Consider the following 23,646-nt stretch of genomic DNA (forward strand, 5'->3'; position numbering starts at 1 on the left):
GTCCGCTATGCGGCAGCATGAGCGTATGTTAGGCATTTGCCTGACTGATCAATAATGCTTGGTCTAGAGAGGAAATCATCGTCATGAGCACTTCACAGCTTCAGAGTTTCATCGCCGGCCGCTGGATCGGTGGCCAGCCCGCGCAGGCACTGCGCAGCGCCATCGACGGCTCGGTCGTCGCCCACACGCACGACGAGGTCATCGATTTCGGCGAGGCGCTGCACTTCGCCCGCAGCGTCGGCCTGCCGGCCATGCTGAAGACCGACTTCAAGCAGCGCGCCGCCATGCTGAAGAGCCTGGCCAAGTACCTGGGCGAGCGCAAGGAGGAGATGTACGCGCTGTCGTTCCACACCGGCGCCACGCGCAGCGATGGCTGGGTCGACATCGAGGGCGGCACCGGCACCCTGTTCGCTTACGCCAGCATGGCGCGGGACCTGCCCAGGACCGGCAACCTGTGGCATGAAGGCCCGCAGATGCCGCTCGGCAAGACCGGTGCCTTTGCCGGCACCCACATCCTGGTGCCGCGCGGCGGCGTGGCGGTGCACATCAACGCCTTCAACTTCCCGGTCTGGGGCCTGCTGGAGAAATTTGCGCCCACCTTTCTGGCCGGCATGCCCTGTATCGGCAAGCCGGCCACGGCCACCAGCTTCCTGACCGAGAAGCTGGTGCGGCTGATCAATGAATCCGGCATCCTGCCCGAGGGCGCGCTGCAGCTGATCATCGGCGGCACCGGCGACCTGCTGGACCGGTTGCAGGTGCAGGATGCGGTGACCTTCACCGGCTCGGCCGACACCGCTGCCAAGCTGCGCGTGACGCCGAACCTGGTGCTGAACAGCATCCCCTTCAACGCCGAGGCCGATTCGCTCAACTGCGCCATCCTGGCGCCCGACGTGACGCCCGACGACGAGGAGTTCGACCTGTTCGTCAAGGAGGTGGCGCGCGAGATGACGCAGAAGGCCGGTCAGAAATGCACCGCGATCCGGCGCGCCATCGTGCCGGCCGAGCGCGTCGATGCCGTCGCTGCCAAGCTGACCGAGCGGCTGGCCAAGACCAGCGTCGGCGATCCGCGGCTGGACAACGTGCGCATGGGTGCGCTGGCCAGCAAGGCCCAGCAGGGCGACGTCAGTGAGCGCGTGAGCACGCTGCGGCAGGGCGCTGAACTGGTGTTCGGCGGCAGCGAGGACTTCGCGCTGGTCGGCGACGCGGTGGCCGGCGGCGCCTTCTTCCAGCCGACGCTGCTGCTGGCGGGCAGCGCGCGGGACCACGCGGCGCACGAGGTGGAAGCCTTCGGCCCGGTCAGCACGCTGATGGCCTACGACGGCATCGACGAGGCAGTCGCGCTGGCGGCCAGGGGCCAGGGCAGCCTGGCCGGCACGCTGGTGACCAGGAGCGCCGAGGTGGTAGCTCAGGTCGTGCCGCAGCTCGCCATGCTGCATGGGCGCATCCAGATCCTGGACCGCGTGGCAGCGGCCGAATCCACCGGCCATGGTTCGGCGCTGCCGTACCTCAAGCACGGTGGCCCCGGCCGCGCCGGTGGCGGCGAGGAGTTGGGCGGCCTGCGCGCCGTCAAGCACCTGATGCAGCGCGCCGCGCTGCAGGGATCGCCGGCCATGCTGGCGGCGGTGACCGGCGAGCCGGCGGCGAGCTAGGCGGAGCCGGGGCTGCGGGGTGCTGCTGCTGCGCTGGTCAGAGCCAGCGTGCCAGCAGCGCCAGCGTCGCCGCGGCCAGCACGTTGTGCAGCAGCACCAGCGCCAGCGGGAAACCCGTCGACGCCAGCAGCAGGCCCGATCCGAGCTGCAGCAGCAGGCAGGCGAGCAGCCACAGCGCGCCGATGATGTCGTGGCGCCGCAACGCGATGGCCAGCGGCAGGCTGCACAGCAGCACGACCACGGCGCCGAGGCGATGCAGCCACTGCACCGGCGCACCAGCCGCCTGGGCGAACGCGTTGTTTTCCGGCATCGGTACTCGCCATGGGTCGAGCACCTGCCAGGACTGGGTTTGCGCCTCCGACCAGCAGTCAAGCAGGCCGTTGCAGCTCAGCGCGGCGTGGGTGGCGCTCACCATGCCGCCCAGCGCCACCTGCGCCAGCAGCAGAAGGGCCGCGACCCAGACCCATGCCCGTAGGCTCGCTGAGCTGCGTACCGGCCTGGGCGCTGCCAGCCGCAGGCACATGGCCAGCATCAGGAAGCCGCCGAGCAGGTTGCCCAGCGTGACCGCGGGCAGCAGCGATCGCGCCGACCAGCGGCCCAGCACGGCGAGGAACAGGGTGACGACCAGCAGCGCCAGCACCAGCGCCGCCTCCCGGCGCAGGCGCGGTCGTGCGCGCAGGCAGGCGGCCAGCATGGCCAGTACCAGCAACAGCACCGCCACCGCGGCCACTCGATGCGCCAGCCGCGCCGCCACGATGGCGGCTGACGGTTCGCCCGCCTCGGCGGTGCTGGCCGCGTCGGTCAGGGCCTGCCCGTAGCACTGCGGCCAGTCCTCGCAGCCGATGCCGGACTTGTTCAGCCGCATGTAGGCGCTCAGCGTCGTCACCAGCAGCACCAGCAGCACGCAGACCCAGGCCATGCGCCGCAGCGTCGATCGACTGGCCTCAGCAGACGACATGCGGTGCGCGCGAACGGCCGTTTCGGACGGGCTTCATGGAGCGCGATGGTACTGCATACCCCCATGACCTATCAGGCTGCGCACTTGTTTTATTGAACTAGTTCAAGTCATACTTGAGTGGCGCGGTCGAGAATTGAGCAGTCGTTACCCGCGGCGGTTCATACTGATGGTGCGCGCGCTTTTCTACTGGAGGGACTTATGAGTTCACACGACGACCTGAACGATCCGAACGAGCCGATTCCCTGGATGCAGAAGTTGCTGGACAGCCCGTTCCTGCTTCTGTTCCTGGGAGTCCTGATACCCATGCTGGTGTACAACGGCTGGGGCGTGTTCGAGATCCTGATCTTGCCCGTCGGCGAGTAGGGCCGGTCTACTCATTCCCTGCAACTTGAAAGGCACACGCCAATGAGCGCAATATTGCCGCCGTCAGATCGGCTTTGGTACAAGGAACCCATCGATCGGGTCGAAGGCACGTGGATCGTGCTGTCGCTGATCTGGTGCATGGTCCTGTTCTTCATGATGGTGGGCTGGCACATCTGGGGCGACCAGAACCTGTCCACTGAAACCTACCGCACCACGCCGGACAAGTTCATGGCCAAGGCCCAGGCCGTCGTGGACAAGTACACCGTGCGTACCGAGACCGACCAGAACGTGCCGGTGGTGGCGCCGCCGCCCGGCAGCGACGTCTACATGCTGGGCCGCCTGTGGTCGTTCTGGCCGATTCTCGAACTGGAGAAAGGGCAGTCATACCGCCTGCACCTGACCGCCATGGACTACAACCACGGCTTCTCCCTGCAGCCGGCCAACATCAACGTCCAGATGGTGCCGGGCTTCGAGCACGTGCTGACCGTGACGCCCAACCAGAGCGGCACCTACTCGGTGGTGTGCAACGAGTACTGCGGCATCAACCACCACACGATGGTGGGCCGCATCTACGTCAAATAACAAGAGGGACCAATCATGGGCCAAACCACTTACCGCACTTGCCCGCGATCAGGCCTCCAGTTCGAGGCTCAGGCTGAAAAGCTGATCACCTACAACGCCGTCGCCGGCGTCGTGTTCCTGCTGCTTGGCGGCATCCTGGCCATCGGCGTCGTGCTGACGCGCTGGCCGGCCATCCACTGGCTCGAGGCCGACACCTTCTACATGGTGCTGACCGCGCACGGCCTGGACATGCTGATCTACTGGCTGATCTTCTTCGAGATCGCGATCCTGTATTTCTGCTCATCGACCTTGTTGCGATGCCGGATCGCGGCGCCCAAGATCGCCTGGCTGGCGTTCGCGCTGATGGTGATCGGCGCGGTCGGCAACAACATCGTCATCTTCCAGGGCAGTTCCAGCGTGATGATGACCTCGTACGTGCCGATGATGGCATCGCCGTGGTTCTACCTGACCATCATCCTGTTCGCGGTCGGCGCGCTGATCGGCTGCTTCGTGTTCTTCGGCACCCTGGTGGTGGCCAAGCGCGAGAAGACTTATGAAGGCTCGGTGCCGCTGGTGACCATGGGCGCGCTCACGGCGGCCATCATCGCCGTGTTCACGCTGCTGTCGGGCGCCATCATCCTGGTCCCGACCTGGCTGATGTCGATCGGCCTGGTCAAGCAGGTCGATCCGCTGATCTACCGCACCATCTGGTGGGCGCTGGGCCACTCGTCGCAGCAGATCAACGTGGCCGCGCACATCTCGGTCTGGTACCTGGTGGCGGCGGTGGTGTTCGGCGCCAAGCCGATGTCCGAGCGCGTCAGCCGCACGGCCTTCCTGCTCTACATCCTGTTCCTGCAGCTCGCGAGCGCGCACCACCTGCTGGCCGACCCCGGTCTGTCGGTGCCCTGGAAGATCATCAACACCAGCTACTTTATGTACTTCGCGGTGCTGGCCTCGATGCTCCACGGCCTCACGGTGCCGGGCGCGATGGAAGTGGCGCAACGCAGGAAGGGCTACACCAAGGGCCTGTTCGAATGGCTGCGCAAGGCGCCATGGAGCAACCCGACCTTCTCCGGCGTGTTCATCTCGATCATCGGCTTCGGCTTCCTCGGCGGCATCTCCGGCGTGATGATGGGCACCGAGCAGCTGAACATGATCATCCACAACACCATCTACGTGCCGGGTCACTTCCACGCCACGGTGGTGATCGGCACCACGCTGACCTTCATGGCGCTGACCTACTACCTGATCCCGGTGCTGTTCAAGCGCGAGATGATCGCGCCCAAGATGGCGCAGTGGCAGCCCTACGTGTTCGGCCTGTCGATGTACTTCTTCACCCTGGTGATGATGGGTGCCGGTACGCTCGGCGTGTCGCGCCGCCACTGGGACATGGCGTTCAGCGGCCACGCGCTGGCCTATGAATGGCCGGGTGCCGCCTACCTGATGATGGGTCTGGTCGGCATCACCGGCATGGCAGCCATCGCCGGCGGCGCCATGTACATCTACGTCACCGTCGGTTCGTTGCTGTGGGGCAAGAAGCTCGAGAAGGGCAGCGTCAGCGCGACCTTCACGCCAGTCCCGCGTGCCGCGCCGTCGGTTGCCGCGCAGACCAGCCATGGCTCCTCGGGCTTCGCCGCCCCGGGCACCTTCGTGCTTGCCATGGTGTTCCTGACCGCCTTCGTGCTCTACTACTTCATCAACTGGAAGTACCTGTCGACCCTGTGGGGTCTGAGCTGAGGCGATTCGAGGTCTCGCGCGACCGGCCGGTGCGGTGTGGCGAGACCGGAGAGTGATACCGGGAAAGGGGTGCCGAACCGCAGGGGACGGCACTGCTTTCGTGAGCGACAGGCGGCGCGTGTTGGGCTGCCGCCTCGTCCACAGTGGGATGAGTGAGGTATGTTGTCCTTGATCGGATCAGGAGTCGAGCGGACGGCGCGCATCGCAGCGCGAACCGTGGCTGCAGGCCTGCTGCTCGGGTTCGCGCTGGCGTCCTGGGCGGCCAAGCCGGCCAGTACCGTCCCGACCCTGGATGAGAGCACCGCGCTGGCGCTGGGTCAGGCGGTGGTCGGCACCAAGGTGCCGGATTACACCCTGCTGGATCGCCAGGGCAAGCCGATCCGCCTGTCGGAGTACCGCGGCAAGCCGCTGCTGGTCAGCTTCATCTACACCGGCTGCTTCGAGATCTGTCCGACCAACACGCGCATGCTGCACGAGGCGGTGAAGGGCCTGGACAAGCTGCTGAGCCCGAACCAGTTCCATGTCATCAGCATCGGGTTCAACCAGCCCTTCGATTCGCCGACGGCGATGCGCGCATTCGCGGCGCAGCACCGGATCAACTACGCGAACTGGGAGTTCCTGAGTCCGCACGCGAATATCGTCGACCCCTTGACCAAGAGCTTCGGCTTCAGCTATGTGGCCACGCCGGCCGGCTTCGACCACGTGCTGGGCGTCACGGTGGTGGATGCCGAAGGCAAGATCTTCAGCCAGGTCTGGGGTGACAACATGACGGCGCAGAAGCTGGGCGAGCCGCTGCGGCAATTGCTGGGCCGGGCGCCGTTCACGCAGACCGAGACGCTGTCCGACCTGATCGAGCGCGTGCGCATCCTGTGCACCGTGTACGACCCCGACACCGGCACCTACCGGTTCAAGTACGCGCTGATCGTCGAGATCGTCGGCGGCTTCATGTTCTTCATCGCCATGATCTGGTTCGGCGTGGCGGAACTGCTGCGCAAGCGGCGCGCACGGCGTGCGCAACGCACGCAACGGCCCCTGCTGCCCGTGCCCGGAGAGGCCTTGCGTTGATCGCATCGGCCGATGTGCTGGGCGGCGCCGAGCCTCCGGCAAGCACGCAAGGGCCTGGCTCGGTGCGCCTTCATCTGCTGCAGGCATGGCAGCAGATGGAGCGCACGCTCGACACGCTGACCGGTTCGGGACTCAACCCGCTGCGACACCTCGGCAGCCTGGGGTTCCTGTGCTTCTGGCTGCTGGCGGCCAGCGGCATCTACCTGTTCGCCTTCTTCGACACCTCGGCCACCGGTGCGTTCGAATCGATCCAGCGCTTGGAGCGGATGCAGTGGGTCTACGGCGGCTGGCTGCGCGGTGTGCACCGCTACGCCGCCGACGCGCTGGTGGTGCTGATGGGCCTGCATGTGCTGCGCGAGTGGCTGTACGGCCGCTATCAGCGGTTTCGCCGCTTTACCTGGCTTACCGGCGTGCCCCTGGTCGTGTTCGCGTTCGTCTGTGCAATCGGCGGCTTCTGGCTCAACTGGAACCAGCTGGGTCAGTTCTCGGCCGTGGCGACCGCCGAGTGGCTGGACCGCCTGCCGCTGCTGGGCACGCCGCTGGCGCGCAACTTCCTCACGGCGGACGCGGTCAGCGACCGGCTGTTCTCGCTGTTCATCTTCGTCCACGTCGGGGTTGCCCTGCTGATGGTGTTCGGGCTCTGGTTCCACATCCAGCGCCTGACGCGCGCCAGGGTGCTGCCGCCGCGCGCCATGACCATGGCCATGGTGGCGATGTTCGTGCTGCTGGCCACCTGGCTGCCGATCCGCAGCGGCCCGGCCGCCAGCATCGCGTCCATGCCGGTGGAACTGCAGTTCGACTGGTTGCTGCTGTTCCTGCACCCCCTGGTGCGCGCCACCTCGGGCGAGCTGGTGTGGCTGCTGGTCGGCGGCGCCTTGCTGCTGCTGCTGGTCCTGCCGTTCCTGCCCAGCGTCCCGGTGCCGGTGGCGCAGGTGGATCCGGCCAATTGCAGCGGTTGCCGTCGCTGCTTCGACGACTGCCCGTACGCTGCCATCACCATGGTGCAGCATCCAAGCGGCAAGCCGGGCATGGAGCTGGCGCTGGTCGACGCCGACCGCTGCGCCAGCTGCGGCATCTGCGCCGGCGCCTGTCCGTCGTCGACGCCGTTCCGCAGCATGGAGCGGCTGGTGACGGGTATCGACATGCCGCAACTGACCGTGGATGCGCTGCGCCAGCGCATGCGCAGCGAACTGGCGCGCCGCGGCGCGCAGCGGCCGATCGTCGTGTTCGGCTGCGAACACGGGCCGCGCGTGGCCGCCTTGCAGGCGCCCGATGTGGTGCCCATCGAGCTGATCTGCGCCGGTCAGCTCCCGCCGTCCTTTGTCGAGTACGCGCTGCGCGATGGCGCGGCTGGCGTGCTGATGACAGGGTGCGCGGAAGGGGCATGCGAATACCGCTATGGTCACGCGCTGACGCAGGATCGGCTGCTGGGTCGGCGTGAGCCGCACTTGCGTGCATCCGTACCCGCCGAGCGCTGGGCCATGGCCTGGGCCGACAGCCGGGACCAGCAGGCCGTTGCCGCTGCGCTGCAAGGACTGCGAGAACGTATCAAGGAAGTGGACCCCGGCACCACGCCGGAGGTCGAGGTGGTTTCATGAACAAACCTGCAAGTGGGGCGGTTGCCGAACGGCGCCAACCGATATCGATGGCGGCCATGATCGGGCAGGGCGTGCTGTACGCGGCATTCGCCCTGTTCATCGGCGTGTTCTCGCACTGGCCGACCTACAAGCCGCTCGATGCCGGGCAGGCGCTGATCAAGGTGAGCTTCGCGATGACCGGCAAGCCGGTCGGCGATTGCATCAAGCGCACGCCGGAGGAACTGGCCAAGCTGCCGCCCAACATGCGCAAGCCGATCGAATGCCCGCGCGAGCGCTCGCCGGTCAGCATCGAGGTCGACATCGGCGGCCAGACCGTGCTGAGCCGCACCGCGCAGCCCACCGGGCTGAAGCGCGACGGCACCTCGGCGGTCTACGAGCGCGTGCCGGTGCCGGCGGGCGAGCAGAAGATCGCCGTGCGCATGAAGGACGACGTGCGCGCCGAGGGCTTCAACCACCAGCACGAGGGTACCGTCACGCTGGCGCCGTCGCAGGTGCTGGTGATCGACTTCGACGCCGAGAAGGGCGGCATCACGCTCAGATGAGGACGCAAGCGCAAGCCATCATCGCGCCGCCGCGGCCTGCATTTGGTGTCGAGGCACCCCAGGCGGGGGCGGATTACGCGCTGCCGCGGCCCAACGCGGCGCAACGCGCGCTGGCGCGCGGCTGGCTCGGTCTGGGGCTGGTCGCGCTGGCGGGCTCCGGCCTGTATGCGGTGCTGCTGGTGCTGGCGCGCACGCCGGGACTGAACCAGTGGTTTCCGGTCGCCGACTTCTTCCGTGTTGCGCTGGTGGTGCACGTGGACCTGTCGGTGCTGGTCTGGTTCGCCGCCATGGCCGGCATGCTGTGGAGCCTGAACAGCACCGAGCGCTGGCAGTCCTGGAGCTGGGTGGCGCTGGGTGCCTGCGGCGGCGGTACTGCGCTGATGGCGCTGGGCGCGTTCGTGCAGCCGGGCGAGGCCGTGATGGCGAACTACATTCCGGTGCTGCAGGGCCCGCTGTTCCTGTCCGGGCTGGTGGTGTTCGCGACCGGCTTCGGCATCGAGGTGCTGCGCACGCTGGCGGCGGCGCCCAAGCTGGGCGGGGTGATCAACGGCGAGAAGGCACTGCGCTTCGGCCTCACCTCGAGCGCGGTGTGCGTGGCGGTGGCGCTGCTGGCCTTCGCCTGGTCGCTGGCCGTGGTGCCGCGGCAGCTGGAGCTGCGCGCCTACTACGAGATCCTGTTCTGGGGTGGTGGCCACGCGCTGCAGTTCGCCTGGACACTGCTGATGCTGGTGGGCTGGCTGTGGCTGGCGCAGGCCAGCGGCGCCAGCGTGCCGCTCAGCCCGCGCATCGCCTTGCTGCTGCTGGCGCTGGCGCTGGTGAGCGTGTTCGTGACGCCCTACGCCTACCTGGCGCACGATGTGGTCACGGTGGAACACCGCAACCTGCACACCTGGGCCATGCGCTTCGGCGGCGGCCTGGCGATCTTTCCGGTGACGCTGGCGGTGGTGCTGGCACTGCTGCCGCTGCGCAGGCTGCAGGACGTGCAGAAACCCCTGTGGGGCGCGCTGGTGTGTTCCATGCTGCTGTTTGCCTGCGGCGGCGTGATCGGCATGCTGATCAGCGGCAACAACGTGAAGATTCCGGCCCACTACCACGGCTGCATCGTGGGTGTCACGCTGGCGCTGATGGGCCTTGTCTACCACCTGCTGCCGGCGCTCGGCTATGCGCCCGCGCGGGGTCGCCTGGCCGCCTGGCAGCCGTGGCTGTACGGGATCGGCCAGCTGATGCACATCATCGGGCTGGTGTGGTCGGGCGGCTACGGCGTGCAGCGCAAGGTGGCGGGCAGTGATCAGGTATTGCGCAGCGGCGCGGAGGTGGCTGGTATGGGATTGATGGGACTCGGCGGTCTGCTGGCCGTGGTTGGCGGCTTGCTGTTCGTCGTCGTGGTGCTGCGCGCCACGCGGCCGGGCCGACGGGAGGTTGGCGCATGATTTCGCGACTGCAGGCGCTGATGCGCTGGGGCTTCATGCAGGTGGAGGCGCTGTTCAACCGCGCCTTCGGCGACCGCCTGAACCCCTACTACCACCTCGGCGCACTGACCTTCTTCCTGTTCTGGATCGTGGCCGGCACCGGCCTGTACCTGTTCGCCTTCTTCGACACCAGCGTCACCGGCGCCTACGAATCGGTCGAGCGCCTGACGCACAAGCAGTGGTTTGCCGGCGGCATCGTCCGCAGCGTGCACCGCTACGCCTCGGACGCCATGGTGGTCACCATGGTGATCCACATGGCACGCTACTTCGCGTTCGACCGCCTGCGCGGCTTCCGCTGGTTCTCCTGGGTCACCGGCGTGTTCCTGATCTGGATGGTCTACGTGGCGGGCGCGAACGGCTACATGCTGCCCTGGGATCAGCTGGCGCAGTACGTGACCACCGCCAGCTTCGAGTGGTTGGACTGGATTCCGATGTTCCGCGGCACCCTGATCCGCAACTTCATCTACGACACCGGGGTGAGCGACCGCCTGTTCTCACTGCTGGTGTTCGTCCACATCGGGGTGCCGCTGCTGACGCTGCTGCTGATGTGGGTGCACGTGCAGCGCGTGCCCAAGGCCACCACCACGCCGCCGAAGCCGATCGCCATCAGTGTGGTGGTGATGCTGCTGGTGATGGCCGTGCTGGTGCCGGTGGTGAGCCAGGGCGGGCCGGCGCACATGGCCACGGTGCCGAGCGAGCTGAAGCTGGACTGGCTGCTGCTGGCGCTCTATCCGCTGGTGCATGTCTGGTCGCCGGCGGCCACCTGGACCCTGGTGATTGGCATTAGTGCCTTGTTGCTGGTGCAGCCCTGGCTGGTCTGGCAGCGCGGGCGCGGCGCGGGCAAGAACCTGCAGTTGACCATCCATCCGGATGCCAGGCAGGCCGGCGCGCGGCCGGGCGAGACGATTCTGGAAGCCGGCCTGCGCGCCGAGATCCCGCTGGCCTACGACTGCCGCAGCGGCGGTTGCGGCGTCTGCGTGTGCACGGTGCTGAACGGCAAGTTCGAGCACGGCCCGTACCAGCCGGCGGTGCTGACCGAGGCCATGCGCGCCAAGGGCATGGCCCTGATGTGCTGCGCCGTGCCGCTGGAAGACCTGGAACTCGAGGTCGATGACCTGGCGCCGCTGGTTCGCAACGAGTTCGTCGGCACCGTGGTCGAGATGCAGCGCCTGGCGCCCGAGGTGATGCGCGTGATGGTGCAGGCGCCGCCGGGGCAGCCCGACGACTTCCTGGCCGGCCAGTACCTCAACGTGGTGCTCGAAGACGGCGAGAAGCGCGCCTTCTCGTTCGCCAACCCGCCGCACGAGAAGGGGCTGATCGAGTTGCACGTGCGGCTGATCCCGGGCGGCCGCTTCACCACCCATGTGTTCGAGGGCATGAAGGTCGGTGACCCGATCCGCCTGGAGGGACCGATCGGCCGCTTCACGCTGCGCGAGAGCGAGCGCCCGATCCTGTTCCTGGCCGGCGCCACCGGTTTCGCACCGGTCAAGAGCATCATCGAGGACGCTTTCCACCGCGGCATCACGCGGCCGATGCGCCTGTACTGGGGCGTGCGCAAGCCGTCCGACCTGTACCTGAAGGAACTGGCCGAGCGCTGGGAACGCGAGCACGAGAATTTCAGCTTCATCCCGGTGATCTCGCACGGTGATGCCGACGATGGCTGGACCGGCCGGCGCGGGCTGGTGCACGAGGCGATCCTGGCCGACTTCCCCAACCTGAGCGGCCAGGAGCTGTATGCCTGCGGCTCGGCCATGATGATCGAAAGCGCCGTGCCTGCGTTCTTCGCGCAGGGCCTGGACGAGGATGCCTGCTTCTCCGACGCCTTCGTGCCGACCCCGGCACGCGCGAAGGTGGAGGCCTGAGCAGGGCGCGGACGCAAGTCCACGCTGGCTGAGCCGCCCGCCCAGGTTCAGGTCGATCGGGGCGCGGCTCAGGTCGATCGGGCGCCGCCCGGCGCGTGGCCGGAAACGCTGCAAGCGCTGCTGTCGCGCCCGCGCCTGGCATCGCTCGATGCCGCTGGCGCATGCTTTCCCGTTCGGCGCGCCACCGCTGGCGGGGCAACTGCCACCGGCAGGCCTGGGCTGCATACCGGGAGCCTGGTGGCGTCAGATAAACTCGGGACCGATTTCCATCTGGCACGGCACCGTTTGCCGATTTCTCCCACAGTGACCCTCAGCCTAGAAAAATTCAACATCCCCCGCTACATGGCCACCCTGCCGCTGTTCTCGAAGATGCAGCAGGATGAGTTGGAGCGCATTGCCGGCGGCGCCACCCTGCGCCGGGTGGAACGCGGCAAGATCCTGTTTCGCGCCGGCGAGCCGTGCAACGAGTTCCACGTCGTCGTGCTGGGCCAGGTCAAGCTGTTCGCGATCTCGCCCACGGGTGTCGAGAAGGTGATCGAGCTGTGCGGTCCGAGCGACAGCTTCGCCGAGGCCGTGATGTTCCTGGACATGCCCTACGTGGTCTCGGCGCAGACTCTGACCGAGGGACTGGTGCTGACGATTGACAAGAGCACCGTGCTGGGCGAGATCGAAGGCAACCCGACTTTTGCGCTGCGCATGCTGGCCGGCCTGTCGCGGCGCCTGCACGGGCTGATCAAGGACGTCGAGGGCTACGCGCTGCACAGCGGTGTGCAGCGCGTCATCGGCTACCTGCTGGCCGACTGCAAGGGCGAGGATTGCGAGCCGGTCGGTCCGATGACGGTGTCGCTTCCGGTCAGCAAGGCGGCCATCGCCTCGCGTCTGTCGCTGACGCCGGAATACTTCTCGCGCGTGCTCAACGAGCTGGAAACCGCCGGCCTGATCCGGGTCGAGAAGCGCGACATCCACATCGTCGACACCGCCGACCTGGCGACCTACCAGCCGCGCTGAGGCCGCCGTCAGGCCGGCCGCGGCGGCTCAGGCCTTCTCAGTGCGAGGTGCCTTCCGAGCGCGTCACCTTGTTGAACACGTTGTACTTGCCGACGGGCTTGCGCATCGGCAGGCGCTTGACTTCCTTGAAGGTCGCCGCGTCGTAGACGATCAGCGCGCCGTCGTCCTCCCACAGGCTGGCCAGCGCGTGCTTGCCGTCCTGGGTGAACTCGATGTGCGCCAGCGTCTGGCCGGGCGGGCCCTTGATGCTGTGCACGATCTCCAGCGTGCGCTTGTCGATGATGGAAAGCTGGTTCTTGGCTGCCGGGCTCATCATCGAATCGGTCCAGGCGTAGGGCGTGTTCTCGTGGCTGCGCATGAAGAAGCCGGGCCCAGGCGTGGCGATGTCCTTGACCAGGCGCCAGTTCTTCATGTCGATCACGCTGATCACGCCGTCCTTCAGGTTGGGACTGGCCAGCACGCGCGTGCCCTGGTAGTCGAAGGTGATGCCCGAACCCAGGTGCGGCATGCCGGCAATCGGCAGCGTCGCGATCTTGCGCCGTACGTCCAGGTTGACCACCTGGCCGCTGGGCGAGCCGTCGGCGTGCGGGCGCGAGGCGCCCAGGGCGTAGGCGTAGTCCTGGCTGAAGAAGAAGTCGTCCAGCGGCTCTTCCAGCGGGGTGCGGCGCACGCCCAGGTAACCGGGCTTGGCGATGCCTTCGCCCATCTTGTAGTCGTGCACCAGGCCGTCGTAGATCGGGGCGGCTTTGGGGTCATAGCTGATTTCCCACAGCTCCGGGATGTCCTTGAGCGCGACCACGAAGCTGTTGCGCGGCGTGGCGTCGTACACCGCCGAGGCGCGTGAGCTCTTCGTGCCGTCGAGCGTGCGCGCCTCGTAGGTCTTCGACAGTTTCAGGTCGCTGTCGAACAGCACCACGTTGTGCGGCAGGTAGTTGGCCGCCATCACCCAGTTGCCGTCGCCGGAAACGGCGATGTTGCGCATGTTGATGCCGGCGCGCACCTCGGCCACGGTCTTCAGGTTCCAGAGGTCGAGCTTGGTGATCCAGCCGTCGCGCGAGCCGAAGAACACGTAGCGGCCGTCGAGCGTGAACTTCGGGCCGCCGTGCAGCGCGAAGCGGCTGGGGAAACGGTGGATAACCTCCAGCTTGTCGCCGTCGAGCAGTGAGATGTGGTGGTCGCCGGCCTCGACCACCACGAACAGGTTCATGGGGTCGGCCTTCCATTGCGGCGTCGCGGGCCAGCTGCGCCAGCCGGCGGTCTCGATGCGGCTGGCCTGGATGTCGGCGTCGGTCCAGGTCGGCGCGGGCGTGACCGGGGTGTAGATCCAGTCGGCCAGCGCGGCGATTTCCTCCGGCTTGAGCTGCTCGGCATAGCCCATCATCTGGGTGGCGGCGCGGCCGTCGCGGATCACCCGCAGCGCCTCGGGTTTGCGCAGGCGCGACAGGCTTTCGGGCAGCAGCGCCGGGCCCATGGCGCCCAGGCGCTGCTCGCCGTGGCAGGCGGCGCAGTGCTGCTGGTACAGGGCGGCGGCCTTGATCGAGGCGCGGGCGGGCGCAGCGGTGTCGGCGCTGCCGGCCGAAGACGCGGCTTGCGCCGTGCTGATGGCGGCGCCCGCGATGCCCGCCAGGCAGAACCGGAGCAGATTGCGAAGTAACGGGGCTTGGGGCAGAGGCATGGCGGCGGCTTCGATCGGCTGATGGCGGCGCCGGGCGACGCCAGTGGAGGCTGATGATAGATCGGTGGCCTGATGGGGCCATGATGTGAGTCAATTCGCGGCCGGCGTGCTGATCCCGATCAAGACCGGTGCGCGCGCCTCGCCGGAGCGGCGGCCGGAGCTTGCTATGCTTGCCGCTCCATGAAACCGAGTGATGACAAGTTGATGACGCCCGAGACGATGGCCGCCGTGGCGCACGAGGATGCGCGCCGTGCCCTGACGGAAGATGTCGGCGGTGGCGATCTGACCGCCGCCCTGGTGCCCGAAGGGCAGCGTGCCCGCGCCCGCGTGCAGGCGCGTGAGGTGGCGGTGGTCTGCGGTGCGCCCTGGGTGCAGGCCACGCTGTCCGCGCTGGATCCCGCTGCGCGCTTGAGCTGGCACGTGGGCGAGGGCCAGCGCTGTGCAGCGGGCCAGGTGGTGCTGGAGATCGAGGGCAGCGCGCGTGCGCTGCTGAGCGCCGAGCGCACGATGCTGAACTTCCTGCAACTGCTCTCAGGCGTGGCGACCAAGACCGCGCAGTACGTCGAACAGGTGGCCGGCACGCGGGCGCGCATCGTCGACACGCGCAAGACGCTGCCAGGCCTGCGGCTGGCGCAGAAGTACGCGGTACGCGCCGGTGGCGGCACCAACCACCGGCTCGGCCTGCACGACGCCGTGCTGATCAAGGAAAACCACATCGCCGCCGCCGGCGGCGTGGCGGCGGCGCTGCGCGCGGCGCAGGCGGTGGCGGCGCAGGCGGCGTTCATCGAGATCGAGGTCGAGACGCTGCAGCAGTTGCAGGAGGCCCTGGTCGCCGGTGCCACCATGGTGCTGCTGGACAACATGGATCTGCCCACGCTGCGCGAGGCGGTGCGCATCAACGCCGGCCGCGCGGTGCTCGAGATCTCGGGCGGTGTGACGCTGGATGGCCTGCGCGCGCTGGCCGAGACCGGTGTCGACCGGATCTCCATCGGTGCGCTGACCAAGGACGTGAAGGCGGTCGACTTCTCCATGCGCCTGGAGGAACTGCCATGAGTTCGACCAACCTGAAGCAGGTTGAATACGAACAGCCCGAGGGCGGCGCGGTGTGCTCGACCGAATACGCGTGGGCGCGCGTGCCCGCCGAACTGAGCCCGGCAGAGCGCACGGCGCTCAAGGACAGGATCCGCCGCCTGCTGAAGGAAAAGAACGCGGTCATGGTGTCGCATTACTACGTGCACCCCGACCTGCAGGACCTGGCCGAGGAAACCGGCGGCATGGTCAGCGATTCGCTGGAGATGGCGCGCTTCGGCCGTGACCACGCCGCGCAGACGCTGGTGGTGAGCGGCGTGCGCTTCATGGGGGAGACGGCCAAGATCCTGAGCCCCGAGAAGACGGTGCTGATGCCGGACCTGGACGCCACCTGCTCGCTCGACCTGGGTTGCCCGCCGGCCGAGTTCAGCGCCTTCTGCGACCGGTACCCCGAGCGCACCGTGGTGGTCTATGCCAACACCAGCGCGGCGGTGAAGGCGCGCGCCGACTGGATGGTCACCTCGAGCTGCGCGCTCGACATCGTGCGGGCGCTGCATGAGCGTGGCCAGAAGATCCTGTGGGCACCGGACCGCCACCTGGGCGCCTACATCGAGCAGCAGACCGGCGCCGACATGGTGTTCTGGAACGGGGCCTGCATCGTGCACGACGAGTTCAAGGCGCTGGAGCTGGAGATGCTGAAAGACCAGCACCCCGGCGCCAAGGTGCTGGTGCATCCGGAAAGCCCGCCCGAGGTGGTGGCGCTGGCCGATGCCGTGGGATCGACTTCCGCCATCCTGAAGGCGGCGCGCGAGCTGGACGCGCGCGAATTCATCGTTGCCACCGACAGCGGCATGATGCACAAGCTGCGCACGCTCAACCCGGACAAGCGGTTCTACGAGGCGCCCACCGCCGGCGACAGCGCCAGCTGCAAGAGCTGCGCCCATTGCCCCTGGATGGCGATGAACGGGCTGGCTGACGTGGCCCGTGTGCTGGAGACCGGAGCCAACGCGATCGAGGTCGACCCAGCGTTGATCCCGCGGGCGCGCCAGCCGATCGACCGCATGCTGGCCTTCACCGCCGCGCTCAAGAACGGGCAGGCGCCTGGCGCGCTGGTGCCGCACCTCGGCGCGGCCTGAGGAAAGCGATGCACGGGGCGGCAGTGGCCCGCCCCGTGGCCGAGAGCCGTTCAGGAGTCGGTCGGTGCCAGTTCGGTCGTTCGCGGGCGCGCGCCGAAGGCGGTGGTCTCGACGCGTTCGCCGCCGCTTTCGATGCCGATTTCCTCGTCGGTCAGGTAGCAGCCCGGATCTTCCTCCCAGGCGTCGCCGGTCACCTGCTGCGCACGCACACGGGTGTTGCCGCCGCAGATGGCGAGGTACTGGCACTGGCCGCAGCGCCCCTTGACCGGGCGCGGTCTGGCCTTCAGCCCGGCCATCAGCGGGTCGCTCACGTCCTGCCAGATCTCGGAGAACGGCCGCGCCTTGACGTTGCCCAGACCATAGTGCCACCACATGGTGTCGGGGTGCACATCGCCCAGGTTGTCGATGTTGGCGATGTTGACGCCCGACGAGTTGCCGCCCCAGGCGATCAGGCGGGCGCGCACCTCCTCGGTCCAGCGCGGCAGGTGCTGCTCGACCCACTGCAGCAGGTAGACGCCGTCGGCGTCGTTGTTGCCGGTGACATATTCGTGCTGGCCGCCGGCCTGGGCGTCTGCCCAGGCGGTGTCGTAGAGCAGGTCCAGCGCCTGGCGCGTGGCCAGGTGGCGCGCGTCCTTGCCGCGGTGGATGTTGCCGCGGCCGGCGTAGTTGAGGTGGCTGAAGTAGAACTTGTCGACGCCTTCGTCGCGCATCAGCTGCAGCAGATTGGGCAGGTCGTGCGCGTTCAGGTCGGTCATGGTGAAGCGCAGGCCGACCTTGGTCCCAAGCTTCTGCAGGTGGCGCACGGCGCTCAAGCTGAGGTCGAACGCACCAGCCAGGCGGCGGAACTTGTCGTGCGTGGCGCCGATGCCATCCAGGCTGATGCCGACGTAGTCGAAGCCGGTGGCGTGGATGCGCCGGGCCAGCGGCTCGTCGATCAGCGTGCCGTTGGTCGACAGGCCGACGTAGAACTTCATCGCCTTGGCGCGCTCGGCGATCTCGAAGATGTCGGGGCGCAGCAGCGGCTCGCCGCCGGAGAGAATCAGCGCCGGTACGCGGAACGCCTTCAGGTCGTCCATGACGCCGAAGACCTGCTCCAGCGTCAGCTCGCCGGGGTAGTCGTGGTCGGCGCTGAAGGCGTAGCAGTGCTTGCAGGTCAGGTTGCAGCGGCGGATCAGGTTCCAGATCACGACCGGGCCGCCGGGTCCGTCACCCTCGCTGCGGCGCCGGGTCGGCGGCGGGTAGACGCCGGTGGCCTCGGCCTTGGCCAGTTCGTGCATGAATTGGGAAATGCGGAACATTGCTTACCTTTGGGCTGGCTTGGTGTCCAAGCGCCGATGATAGGCCGGAGCGCCGATCCGGCCATGACTTGAGTCAATTTGGCCTGGCGCGCCGCCCGTGTTCAGGCCGCCGCACGCAGCCGCAACCCGGTCTTCTTCAGGATGGCGCTGGAAAACAGCACGTCATGGGCGCGGCAGGCACTGCCCAGCAGCGCGGCGACGTGCTCGGCCTGGGCCAGCACCTCGGCACGGCTGTGGCCGTGCAGCATGGCGAACAGGTTGTAGCGCCACACGCCCGGCTTGCGCGGGCGGCGGTAGCAGTGGCTGACGGCGGGCTGGCTGCCGAGCAGCTGGCCCAGGCGGTCGACCTCGGCGTCATCGACATCCCACACGCTCATGCCGTTGGCGACGTAGCCGAGGCGGTAGTGGTTGGGCACGGCGGCGATGCGGCGCACCACGCCGGCCGCCAGCAACTCGCCCAGGCGCGCACGCACCGCCGGGCCGCTGCTGCCGATGGCGGCGGCGACGGCGTCGTAGGGACGCGGCTGCAGCGGCAGGCCGGTCTGGGTGACGGCGATCAGGCGGCGGTCGAAGTCGGTCAGGCTGAGCGGCGCGCTGGCGACGACCGGTGCATCGGTGGCATGCAGCGTGTCCAGGCTGGTGCGCGGCGAGTCGGCCAGCAACGGCAGGTACAGGCCGACGAAGAACTCGCGCTCTTTCGGGAAGGCATGCACCGGCAGGCCGGTGATGGCCTCGATGCGCTCGCAGGCGGCCCAGGCGCCCTCCGAGGTTTCGGCGGCGACCACGAACCACATGTTCAGCGTGTGCTCGCGCCGGTAGTTGTGCGCCACCTCTGGCAGGGCGTTGACCTGGGCCGTGACCTCGTCGTAGCGGTCCTCGGGTGCCTGCAGTGCCGCCAGGATGAACTGGCCGCCGGCCCGCTCGATGTGGAACAGCGGGCCGAAGCGGGTCAGCACGCCGTCAGCCAGCAGGCGGCGCAGGCGCTCGATGACCTGCTGCTCGTCCAGGCCGAGTTCGGCGCCGACATCAGCGAACGGGCGCTCGGTGAGGGGCAGGGCGCGCTGCAGCAGATCGATCAGGCGCGCATCCTGGAGATCGACGCCGGCCGGCAGGGCGGGGACGGTGGCGGGGGTATCAGCGGGCATCGGCGGTCTCGGGCAGCGGGCGGAAGTAGCGCGCCCCGGTCTGCTTGAAGCGGCGCCGGCTGAACAGGGTGGCGCGTGGCTGCGCGGCGAGGCCGGCGGCGTCGATGGCAGCCTGCAGCAGCGCCAGCGTGTCCTCGCGGCTGCGACCGTGCACCATGCAGTACAGGTTGTACGGCCAGCCCTCGGCACGCTCGCGCCGGTAGCACAGGGTGATGCCAGGCTGGGTAGCCAGGCGCGCACCCAGCGCATCGACCTCGTCGTCCGGGATGTCGAACACCGTCATGGCATTGGCTGAGAAGCCGACCTCGTGGTGGCGCACCACCAGGCCGAAGCGGCGCAGCGTGCCGGTGTCGAGCCAGGCCTGGATGCGCGCCAGCACCGCATCGGTCGAACAGCCGAGCTGGCGTACCCAGCCGGCGAAGGGCTCGGGCTCCAGCGGCAGGCCGGCCTCAACCAGTGCCGCCAGCGCGTGGTCGGCCGGCTCGACGCGGGGCGGCCGGTGCTGGATGGCGCTGCCGGCGACGGCCGGGCGGTGCAGATCGAAGCCAAGGTCGATTCGGTAGGGCCGCACCATCTTCAGCCGGGTGACGGGTAGGGCGGTTTCCTGCTCGATGGTCGTGAGCGCCTGGTCCAGCGGCTCGGTACCGGTCCCGGTGATGACGAACCACAGGTTCAGCCGGTGCTCGCGCTCGTAGTTGTGGTTGACGCCGGGGTGCGCCGATACCAGCGCGGCCACCGCCTCCAGGCGCTCGGGCGGCACCGCCATGGCGCAGAGCAGGGCGGCGCCGCCGACACCGGGCGCCCAGACGCCGCCGATGCGGCTGATGGCGCCGCGCTGGCTGCCGTCGCGGCAGGCCTGGATGACCTCGGACTCGCTGGCACCGAAGCGCTCGGCCAGCGCCGCGAAGGGGCGCGGGGTGAGTGGGAAGTCGCGCTGCGCTTCGTTCAGCAGGCGCTCGCGCAGGGTTTGTGCGGCGTCGCGGACCGGCATGTCCAGTGCCGTCAGAAGCCGGTGCGCGCGGCGCGCGAGGTGAAGAAGATGCCGCTGGGCGACTTGGCGGGCAGCTCGGCCACGGTCTGGAAGCTCTGCGTGTCGACCACGGTGATCTTGTGATCGTCGCGCGCGCTGATCCAGACGGCGTCGCCGCGCGGCGTGAATTCCATGTGAAGCACCGCCTTGCCGGGCTTCAGGCTGTGCACGATCTGGCGCGTCTGGGTGTCGATCACCTGCACGGTGTCGTAGTCGGGCACGGCGAAGTTGACCCAGACCTGGCGGCCATCGGGCCGCGCCATCACGAACACTGGCTGGCCGGCGACCGGGATGCGGCCGACTTCCTTCCAGCTGGTGGTGTCGACCACCAGCACCTCGCGCCGGCCGATGGCGGGCAGGTAGGCGTGGCCGCCAGCGATCGACCAGCCGCGCAGGTGCGGCATCTTGAATACCGGCAGCGGCTGCTCGCCGCGGCCGTAGTTCGGCAGGATGCGCTCGACCTTGGGCTGCGCTGCCCACAGGTCGATCTTGGCCAGCCCGTCCTCGCCGAACAGGCCGGCGATGTAGGTGCGGCCGTCGGGTGAGACCAGCGCGTCGTAGGGCTGCTTGCCGATGTTCTCGAACTTGGTCAGCTGGGGCTTACGCGGATCGGCCAGGTCGGCGATCCAGGTCTGGCCGGCGTCGAACAGCGAGAAGATGAAGCGGTTGCGCGGGATGTCGGCGAGACCCACCACGCGCGAGGCCTTGCCGTCGACCAGCGCCGGGATGTCGGCCAGCTGCTCCAGCGTGCGCGCATCGAACACCTTGACGCCACCGGGCTGGTAGTTCTGCGCCACCACCAGGCTGCCGTCGGTGGAAATCGCGCCACCGATCGAGTTGCCAGCCTGCATCACGCGGCCCTCGATGCGGCCGGTGCGCAGGTTGACCTTCGTCAGCGCGCCGTCGCGGCCGAACACGTAGGCCAGCGCGCCGTCGCGCGAGAACACCGCCGAGGCGTGCGACAGGTCGCCCAGGCCAGGCACGGTGCCCAGGCGCTGGCGCGCCGTGGTGTCGAGCACGCCGATGCTGCCGCTTTCGCGTTCAATCACCAGGCCCAGGTCGCCGTTGCCGCGCTCGGGCGCGACCAGCAGTTGCGGCGCCGAGGTGGCGCAACCTGCCAGCAAGGTGGCGGAGAGAAGCAGGGCAGGGAGCAGGTGCAGGGACTTCATCATCTGGAGGCAGCCGATTCGAGCGGGAAACCCAGTTGCAGCTGGCGCGCGATCCATTGCGCGTCGGATTCGCTGATCATCGTCTTCCAGCCCGGCATCGGCGTGCCCGGGCGACCGTGGTAGATGACGGCGACCAGGCTGTCATAGGGAAAATCGGCCATGCGCTCGCGCGTGATGGCGGGGCCGAGCCCGCCGGTGAGCTGGATGCCGTGGCAGGAGCCGCAATCCTGCCGCACCATGCGGATCAGCTCGATCCGGCGTTCGGGCGAAGGTTCGGCGGGCGCGGGAGCAGGGGTCTGGGCCAAGGCGCCGCTGCACAGCAGCGACAGGGCGGCGATCCGGAACAGCGAGCGGGACATGGGGTTGATTGTCGGCGATCACTGGCAGGTGCTCCGGCCAGCGACGCAAAAACCTCAAGTATGGCGGACGGGTGTGCGGGGTGACTGCCTGCACGGCTGCATCGGCGCCCACAGGCATTTTTGCAGCGGGCATGAAAAAGCCGCCACGGCCTTGCGACCGTGGCGGCCTGAACGTCACATCAATACACGTCGTGCATCGTGTTGTAGACGTTGAACTTGCCGGTCGGGGTGACCAGGCGCTTGTCGTTCAGCACCTGCTTGCAGGTGCGGGTCTTGTCGTCGACGATCACGATGGCCGACTTCTTGTTCATCGCACTCCAGACCGAGAACCAGACCTCGTCACCCTTCTGGTTGTACTCGGGCTGCACCACGCGCTTGGCACCGTCGTCGTCCAGCTTGGCGCAGGCGGCGATGTCGATGATCTGCGGCGGCTTGTTCAGATCCTTGATGTCGAACACGGCCACGCTCTGGCTGATCTTCGGATCGGGGTTCAGCGTGGTGTCAACCCACAGGTTGGTCGACTTCGGGTGTGTCTTGATGAACAGCGAACCGCCACCCTGGCCCTTGAGCGACTGCACCACCTTCCAGGCGTTGGCCTTGTTCTTCTCGGGGTCGGTGCCGATGATGGCGATGCTCTCGTCACCCAGGCCGGAGGTGGCCCACACCGGGCCGTACTTCGGATGCTTGAAGTTGGCGCCGCGGCCGGGGTGCGGGATCTTGCCGACCGGAACCAAGGCGGCCAGCTTGCTGGTCTTGGTGTCGACCACCGCGATCTTGTCGGACGCGTTGGCGGCCGTCAGGAAGTAGCGGCGGGTCGAGTCGAAGCCACCGTCGTGCAGGAACTTGGCCGAGTTGATCTGCGTGGTCTTCAGGTTCTCCAGGTCGGTGTAGTCCACCATCCAGATCTTGCCGGTTTCCTTGGCGTTGATCAGGAACTCGGGCTTCTGGTGGCTGGCCACGATAGCGGCCACGCGCGGCTCGGGGTGGTACTCGCCGTCGATAGTCATGCCGCGGGTCGAGACGATCTTGCGCGGCTTGAGCGTGTCGCCGTCCATCAGCACGAACTGGGGCGGCCAGTAAGTGCCGGCCACCGCGATCTTGTCTTCCCAGCCCTTGAACTTGCTGGTCTCGACCGAGCGCGCCTCCAGGCCGATCTTCATCTCGGCCACGTTGTCGGGCTTCTCCATCCACAGGTCGATCAGGTTCAGGCGCGCGTCGCGGCCGATCACGTACAGGTAGCGTCCCGAGGCCGACAGGCGCGAGATGTGAACCGCGTAGCCGGTCTTGACGATGTTGATGATTTCCTTGGTGTCGCCGTCGATCAGCGCCACCTCGCCCGAGTCACGCAGGGTGACCGAGAAGATGTTGCTGATGTTGTAGTTGTTCATCTTCTTCTTCGGACGCTGCGCAACCGGCACGTACTCCTTGCGCGTCTTCTCCATGTCCTCGATCGAGTACTCGGGCGGGGTGGGAGGGTCGTGCTGGATGTAGCGCGCCATCAGGTCCACGGTCTTCTCGTCGAAGTCACCCGAGGTCAGCCAGTTGGGCATGCCGGCGGGCGAGCCGTAGCCGATGAACACCTTCAGGTAGTCGGTGCCCTTGGCAACCGTCAGGTCGGGCGTCAGCGCCTTGCCGGTGGCACCCTTGCGCAGCACGCCGTGGCAGCCGGCGCAGCGCTCGAAGTAGATCTGGCGCGCGCGGTCGAACTCGGCCTGCGTCATCGGCGGCGCCTTGGGGTTGCTGGACTGGTACATCTCCTCCTTGGCCAGCGGAGACGGCGCGCCCTGGAACGCCTGCTCGGCCGGGGTGACCTGGCCAGGGTGTCCATCCGAAGACGCCTTGTCCTGCGCGTAGGCAGCGGAGCCAAGCAACATCGCGGTGGTCAATACCGCGGTGAGCGGCGAGAGAGTGGACTTCCTCAAGAATGTTCTCATCGTGTTTTCCATGTCACCGGAGCGGCCTGAAATAATGGGAGTTGCCGGTCGATGGCCGC

19 protein-coding genes and 1 pseudogene are annotated in these 23,646 nt (G+C 67.9%); 12 read left to right on the plus strand and 8 right to left on the minus strand.

Going from position 1 to position 23,646, the window contains the following annotated elements; genetic code table 11:
* Positions 1-83: 83 nt before the first annotated feature.
* Positions 84-1,634: pseudogene (paaZ, locus tag PK606_RS10720) on the plus strand (phenylacetic acid degradation bifunctional protein PaaZ); the annotation flags it as partial.
* A 52-nt stretch (positions 1,635-1,686) separates the two neighbouring features.
* Here the strand turns inward: paaZ and PK606_RS10725 are convergent.
* On the minus strand, positions 1,687-2,607 hold the full coding sequence (locus tag PK606_RS10725) for a COX15/CtaA family protein (protein WP_324563707.1): 921 nt from the start codon (positions 2,605-2,607) through the stop codon (positions 1,687-1,689).
* A 198-nt stretch (positions 2,608-2,805) separates the two neighbouring features.
* Between PK606_RS10725 and PK606_RS10730 the strand changes: the two genes are divergently transcribed.
* From PK606_RS10730 to PK606_RS10770, 9 genes are all read left to right on the plus strand, one after another.
* Complete coding sequence (locus PK606_RS10730) at positions 2,806-2,970, plus strand: hypothetical protein (RefSeq protein WP_324563709.1); 165 nt, start codon at positions 2,806-2,808, stop codon at positions 2,968-2,970.
* A gap of 117 nt (positions 2,971-3,087) precedes the next feature.
* Positions 3,088-3,552: a cupredoxin domain-containing protein gene (locus PK606_RS10735; RefSeq protein ID WP_324563712.1), complete on the plus strand. Its 465-nt coding sequence runs from the start codon at positions 3,088-3,090 to the stop codon at positions 3,550-3,552.
* A 15-nt stretch (positions 3,553-3,567) separates the two neighbouring features.
* Positions 3,568-5,268, plus strand: a complete 1,701-nt coding sequence (locus tag PK606_RS10740; RefSeq protein WP_324563714.1) for a cbb3-type cytochrome c oxidase subunit I — start codon at positions 3,568-3,570, stop codon at positions 5,266-5,268.
* A gap of 216 nt (positions 5,269-5,484) precedes the next feature.
* A complete protein-coding gene (locus PK606_RS10745; protein WP_324563716.1) occupies positions 5,485-6,333 on the plus strand; it encodes an SCO family protein in 849 nt (282 codons plus the stop codon).
* Positions 6,330-7,931, plus strand: coding sequence for a hydrogenase iron-sulfur subunit (locus PK606_RS10750; RefSeq protein WP_324563719.1), 1,602 nt, complete (start codon positions 6,330-6,332; stop codon positions 7,929-7,931). Before PK606_RS10745 ends, PK606_RS10750 begins: the two co-directional genes overlap by 4 nt.
* Entirely contained in the window at positions 7,928-8,473 is a 546-nt protein-coding gene (locus PK606_RS10755) for a hypothetical protein (RefSeq protein ID WP_324563720.1), read from the plus strand. The genes PK606_RS10750 and PK606_RS10755 overlap by 4 nt, the downstream gene beginning before the upstream one ends.
* Positions 8,470-9,903 carry a cbb3-type cytochrome c oxidase subunit I gene (locus PK606_RS10760; RefSeq protein WP_324563723.1) on the plus strand — a complete coding sequence of 478 codons (1,434 nt, stop codon included), beginning with the start codon at positions 8,470-8,472 and terminating at the stop codon, positions 9,901-9,903. Before PK606_RS10755 ends, PK606_RS10760 begins: the two co-directional genes overlap by 4 nt.
* Positions 9,900-11,804 (plus strand): cytochrome b N-terminal domain-containing protein, encoded by a 1,905-nt coding sequence (locus PK606_RS10765; protein WP_324563726.1) that lies wholly within the window; start codon positions 9,900-9,902, stop codon positions 11,802-11,804. Before PK606_RS10760 ends, PK606_RS10765 begins: the two co-directional genes overlap by 4 nt.
* Positions 11,805-12,146: 342 nt before the next feature.
* Positions 12,147-12,812, plus strand: a complete 666-nt coding sequence (locus PK606_RS10770; protein WP_324563728.1) for a Crp/Fnr family transcriptional regulator — start codon at positions 12,147-12,149, stop codon at positions 12,810-12,812.
* A gap of 37 nt (positions 12,813-12,849) precedes the next feature.
* On the opposite strand, the gene PK606_RS10775 is transcribed toward PK606_RS10770, so the two are convergent.
* The gene (locus PK606_RS10775; protein ID WP_324563731.1) at positions 12,850-14,487 is read right to left on the minus strand and encodes a cytochrome D1 domain-containing protein; all 1,638 of its coding nucleotides are present in this window, start codon (positions 14,485-14,487) and stop codon (positions 12,850-12,852) included.
* Between the two features lie 180 nt (positions 14,488-14,667).
* Here PK606_RS10775 and nadC point away from each other — a divergent pair, with 180 nt between their 5' ends.
* Both nadC and nadA read left to right on the plus strand, forming a co-directional pair.
* Positions 14,668-15,540 (plus strand): carboxylating nicotinate-nucleotide diphosphorylase, encoded by an 873-nt coding sequence (gene nadC, locus PK606_RS10780; RefSeq protein WP_502920830.1) that lies wholly within the window; start codon positions 14,668-14,670, stop codon positions 15,538-15,540.
* The gene (nadA, locus tag PK606_RS10785; protein WP_324563733.1) at positions 15,537-16,652 is read left to right on the plus strand and encodes a quinolinate synthase NadA; all 1,116 of its coding nucleotides are present in this window, start codon (positions 15,537-15,539) and stop codon (positions 16,650-16,652) included. Before nadC ends, nadA begins: the two co-directional genes overlap by 4 nt.
* A gap of 50 nt (positions 16,653-16,702) precedes the next feature.
* On the opposite strand, the gene nirJ is transcribed toward nadA, so the two are convergent.
* The 6 genes from nirJ to PK606_RS10815 all read right to left on the minus strand — a co-directional run bounded on the left by nirJ (position 16,703) and on the right by PK606_RS10815 (position 23,587).
* Positions 16,703-17,950: a heme d1 biosynthesis radical SAM protein NirJ gene (nirJ, locus tag PK606_RS10790; protein ID WP_324563735.1), complete on the minus strand. Its 1,248-nt coding sequence runs from the start codon at positions 17,948-17,950 to the stop codon at positions 16,703-16,705.
* 101 nt (positions 17,951-18,051) lie between these two features.
* On the minus strand, positions 18,052-19,095 hold the full coding sequence (gene ahbB / locus PK606_RS10795; RefSeq protein WP_324563737.1) for a siroheme decarboxylase subunit beta: 1,044 nt from the start codon (positions 19,093-19,095) through the stop codon (positions 18,052-18,054).
* Positions 19,085-20,086, minus strand: a complete 1,002-nt coding sequence (ahbB, locus tag PK606_RS10800; protein WP_324563740.1) for a siroheme decarboxylase subunit beta — start codon at positions 20,084-20,086, stop codon at positions 19,085-19,087. Before ahbB (PK606_RS10800) ends, ahbB (PK606_RS10795) begins: the two co-directional genes overlap by 11 nt.
* 11 nt (positions 20,087-20,097) lie before the next feature.
* Positions 20,098-21,294 (minus strand): cytochrome D1 domain-containing protein, encoded by a 1,197-nt coding sequence (locus tag PK606_RS10805; RefSeq protein ID WP_324563778.1) that lies wholly within the window; start codon positions 21,292-21,294, stop codon positions 20,098-20,100.
* Positions 21,294-21,653 carry a c-type cytochrome gene (locus tag PK606_RS10810; protein ID WP_324563742.1) on the minus strand — a complete coding sequence of 120 codons (360 nt, stop codon included), beginning with the start codon at positions 21,651-21,653 and terminating at the stop codon, positions 21,294-21,296. The genes PK606_RS10805 and PK606_RS10810 overlap by 1 nt, the downstream gene beginning before the upstream one ends.
* Before the next feature lie 179 nt (positions 21,654-21,832).
* Positions 21,833-23,587, minus strand: a complete 1,755-nt coding sequence (locus PK606_RS10815) for a cytochrome D1 domain-containing protein (RefSeq protein ID WP_502920831.1) — start codon at positions 23,585-23,587, stop codon at positions 21,833-21,835.
* Positions 23,588-23,646 lie beyond the last annotated feature (59 nt).

It is taken from the genome of Ottowia sp. (assembly GCF_035444425.1).
In the GTDB taxonomy this organism is placed as follows: Bacteria; Pseudomonadota; Gammaproteobacteria; order Burkholderiales; family Burkholderiaceae_C; genus Ottowia.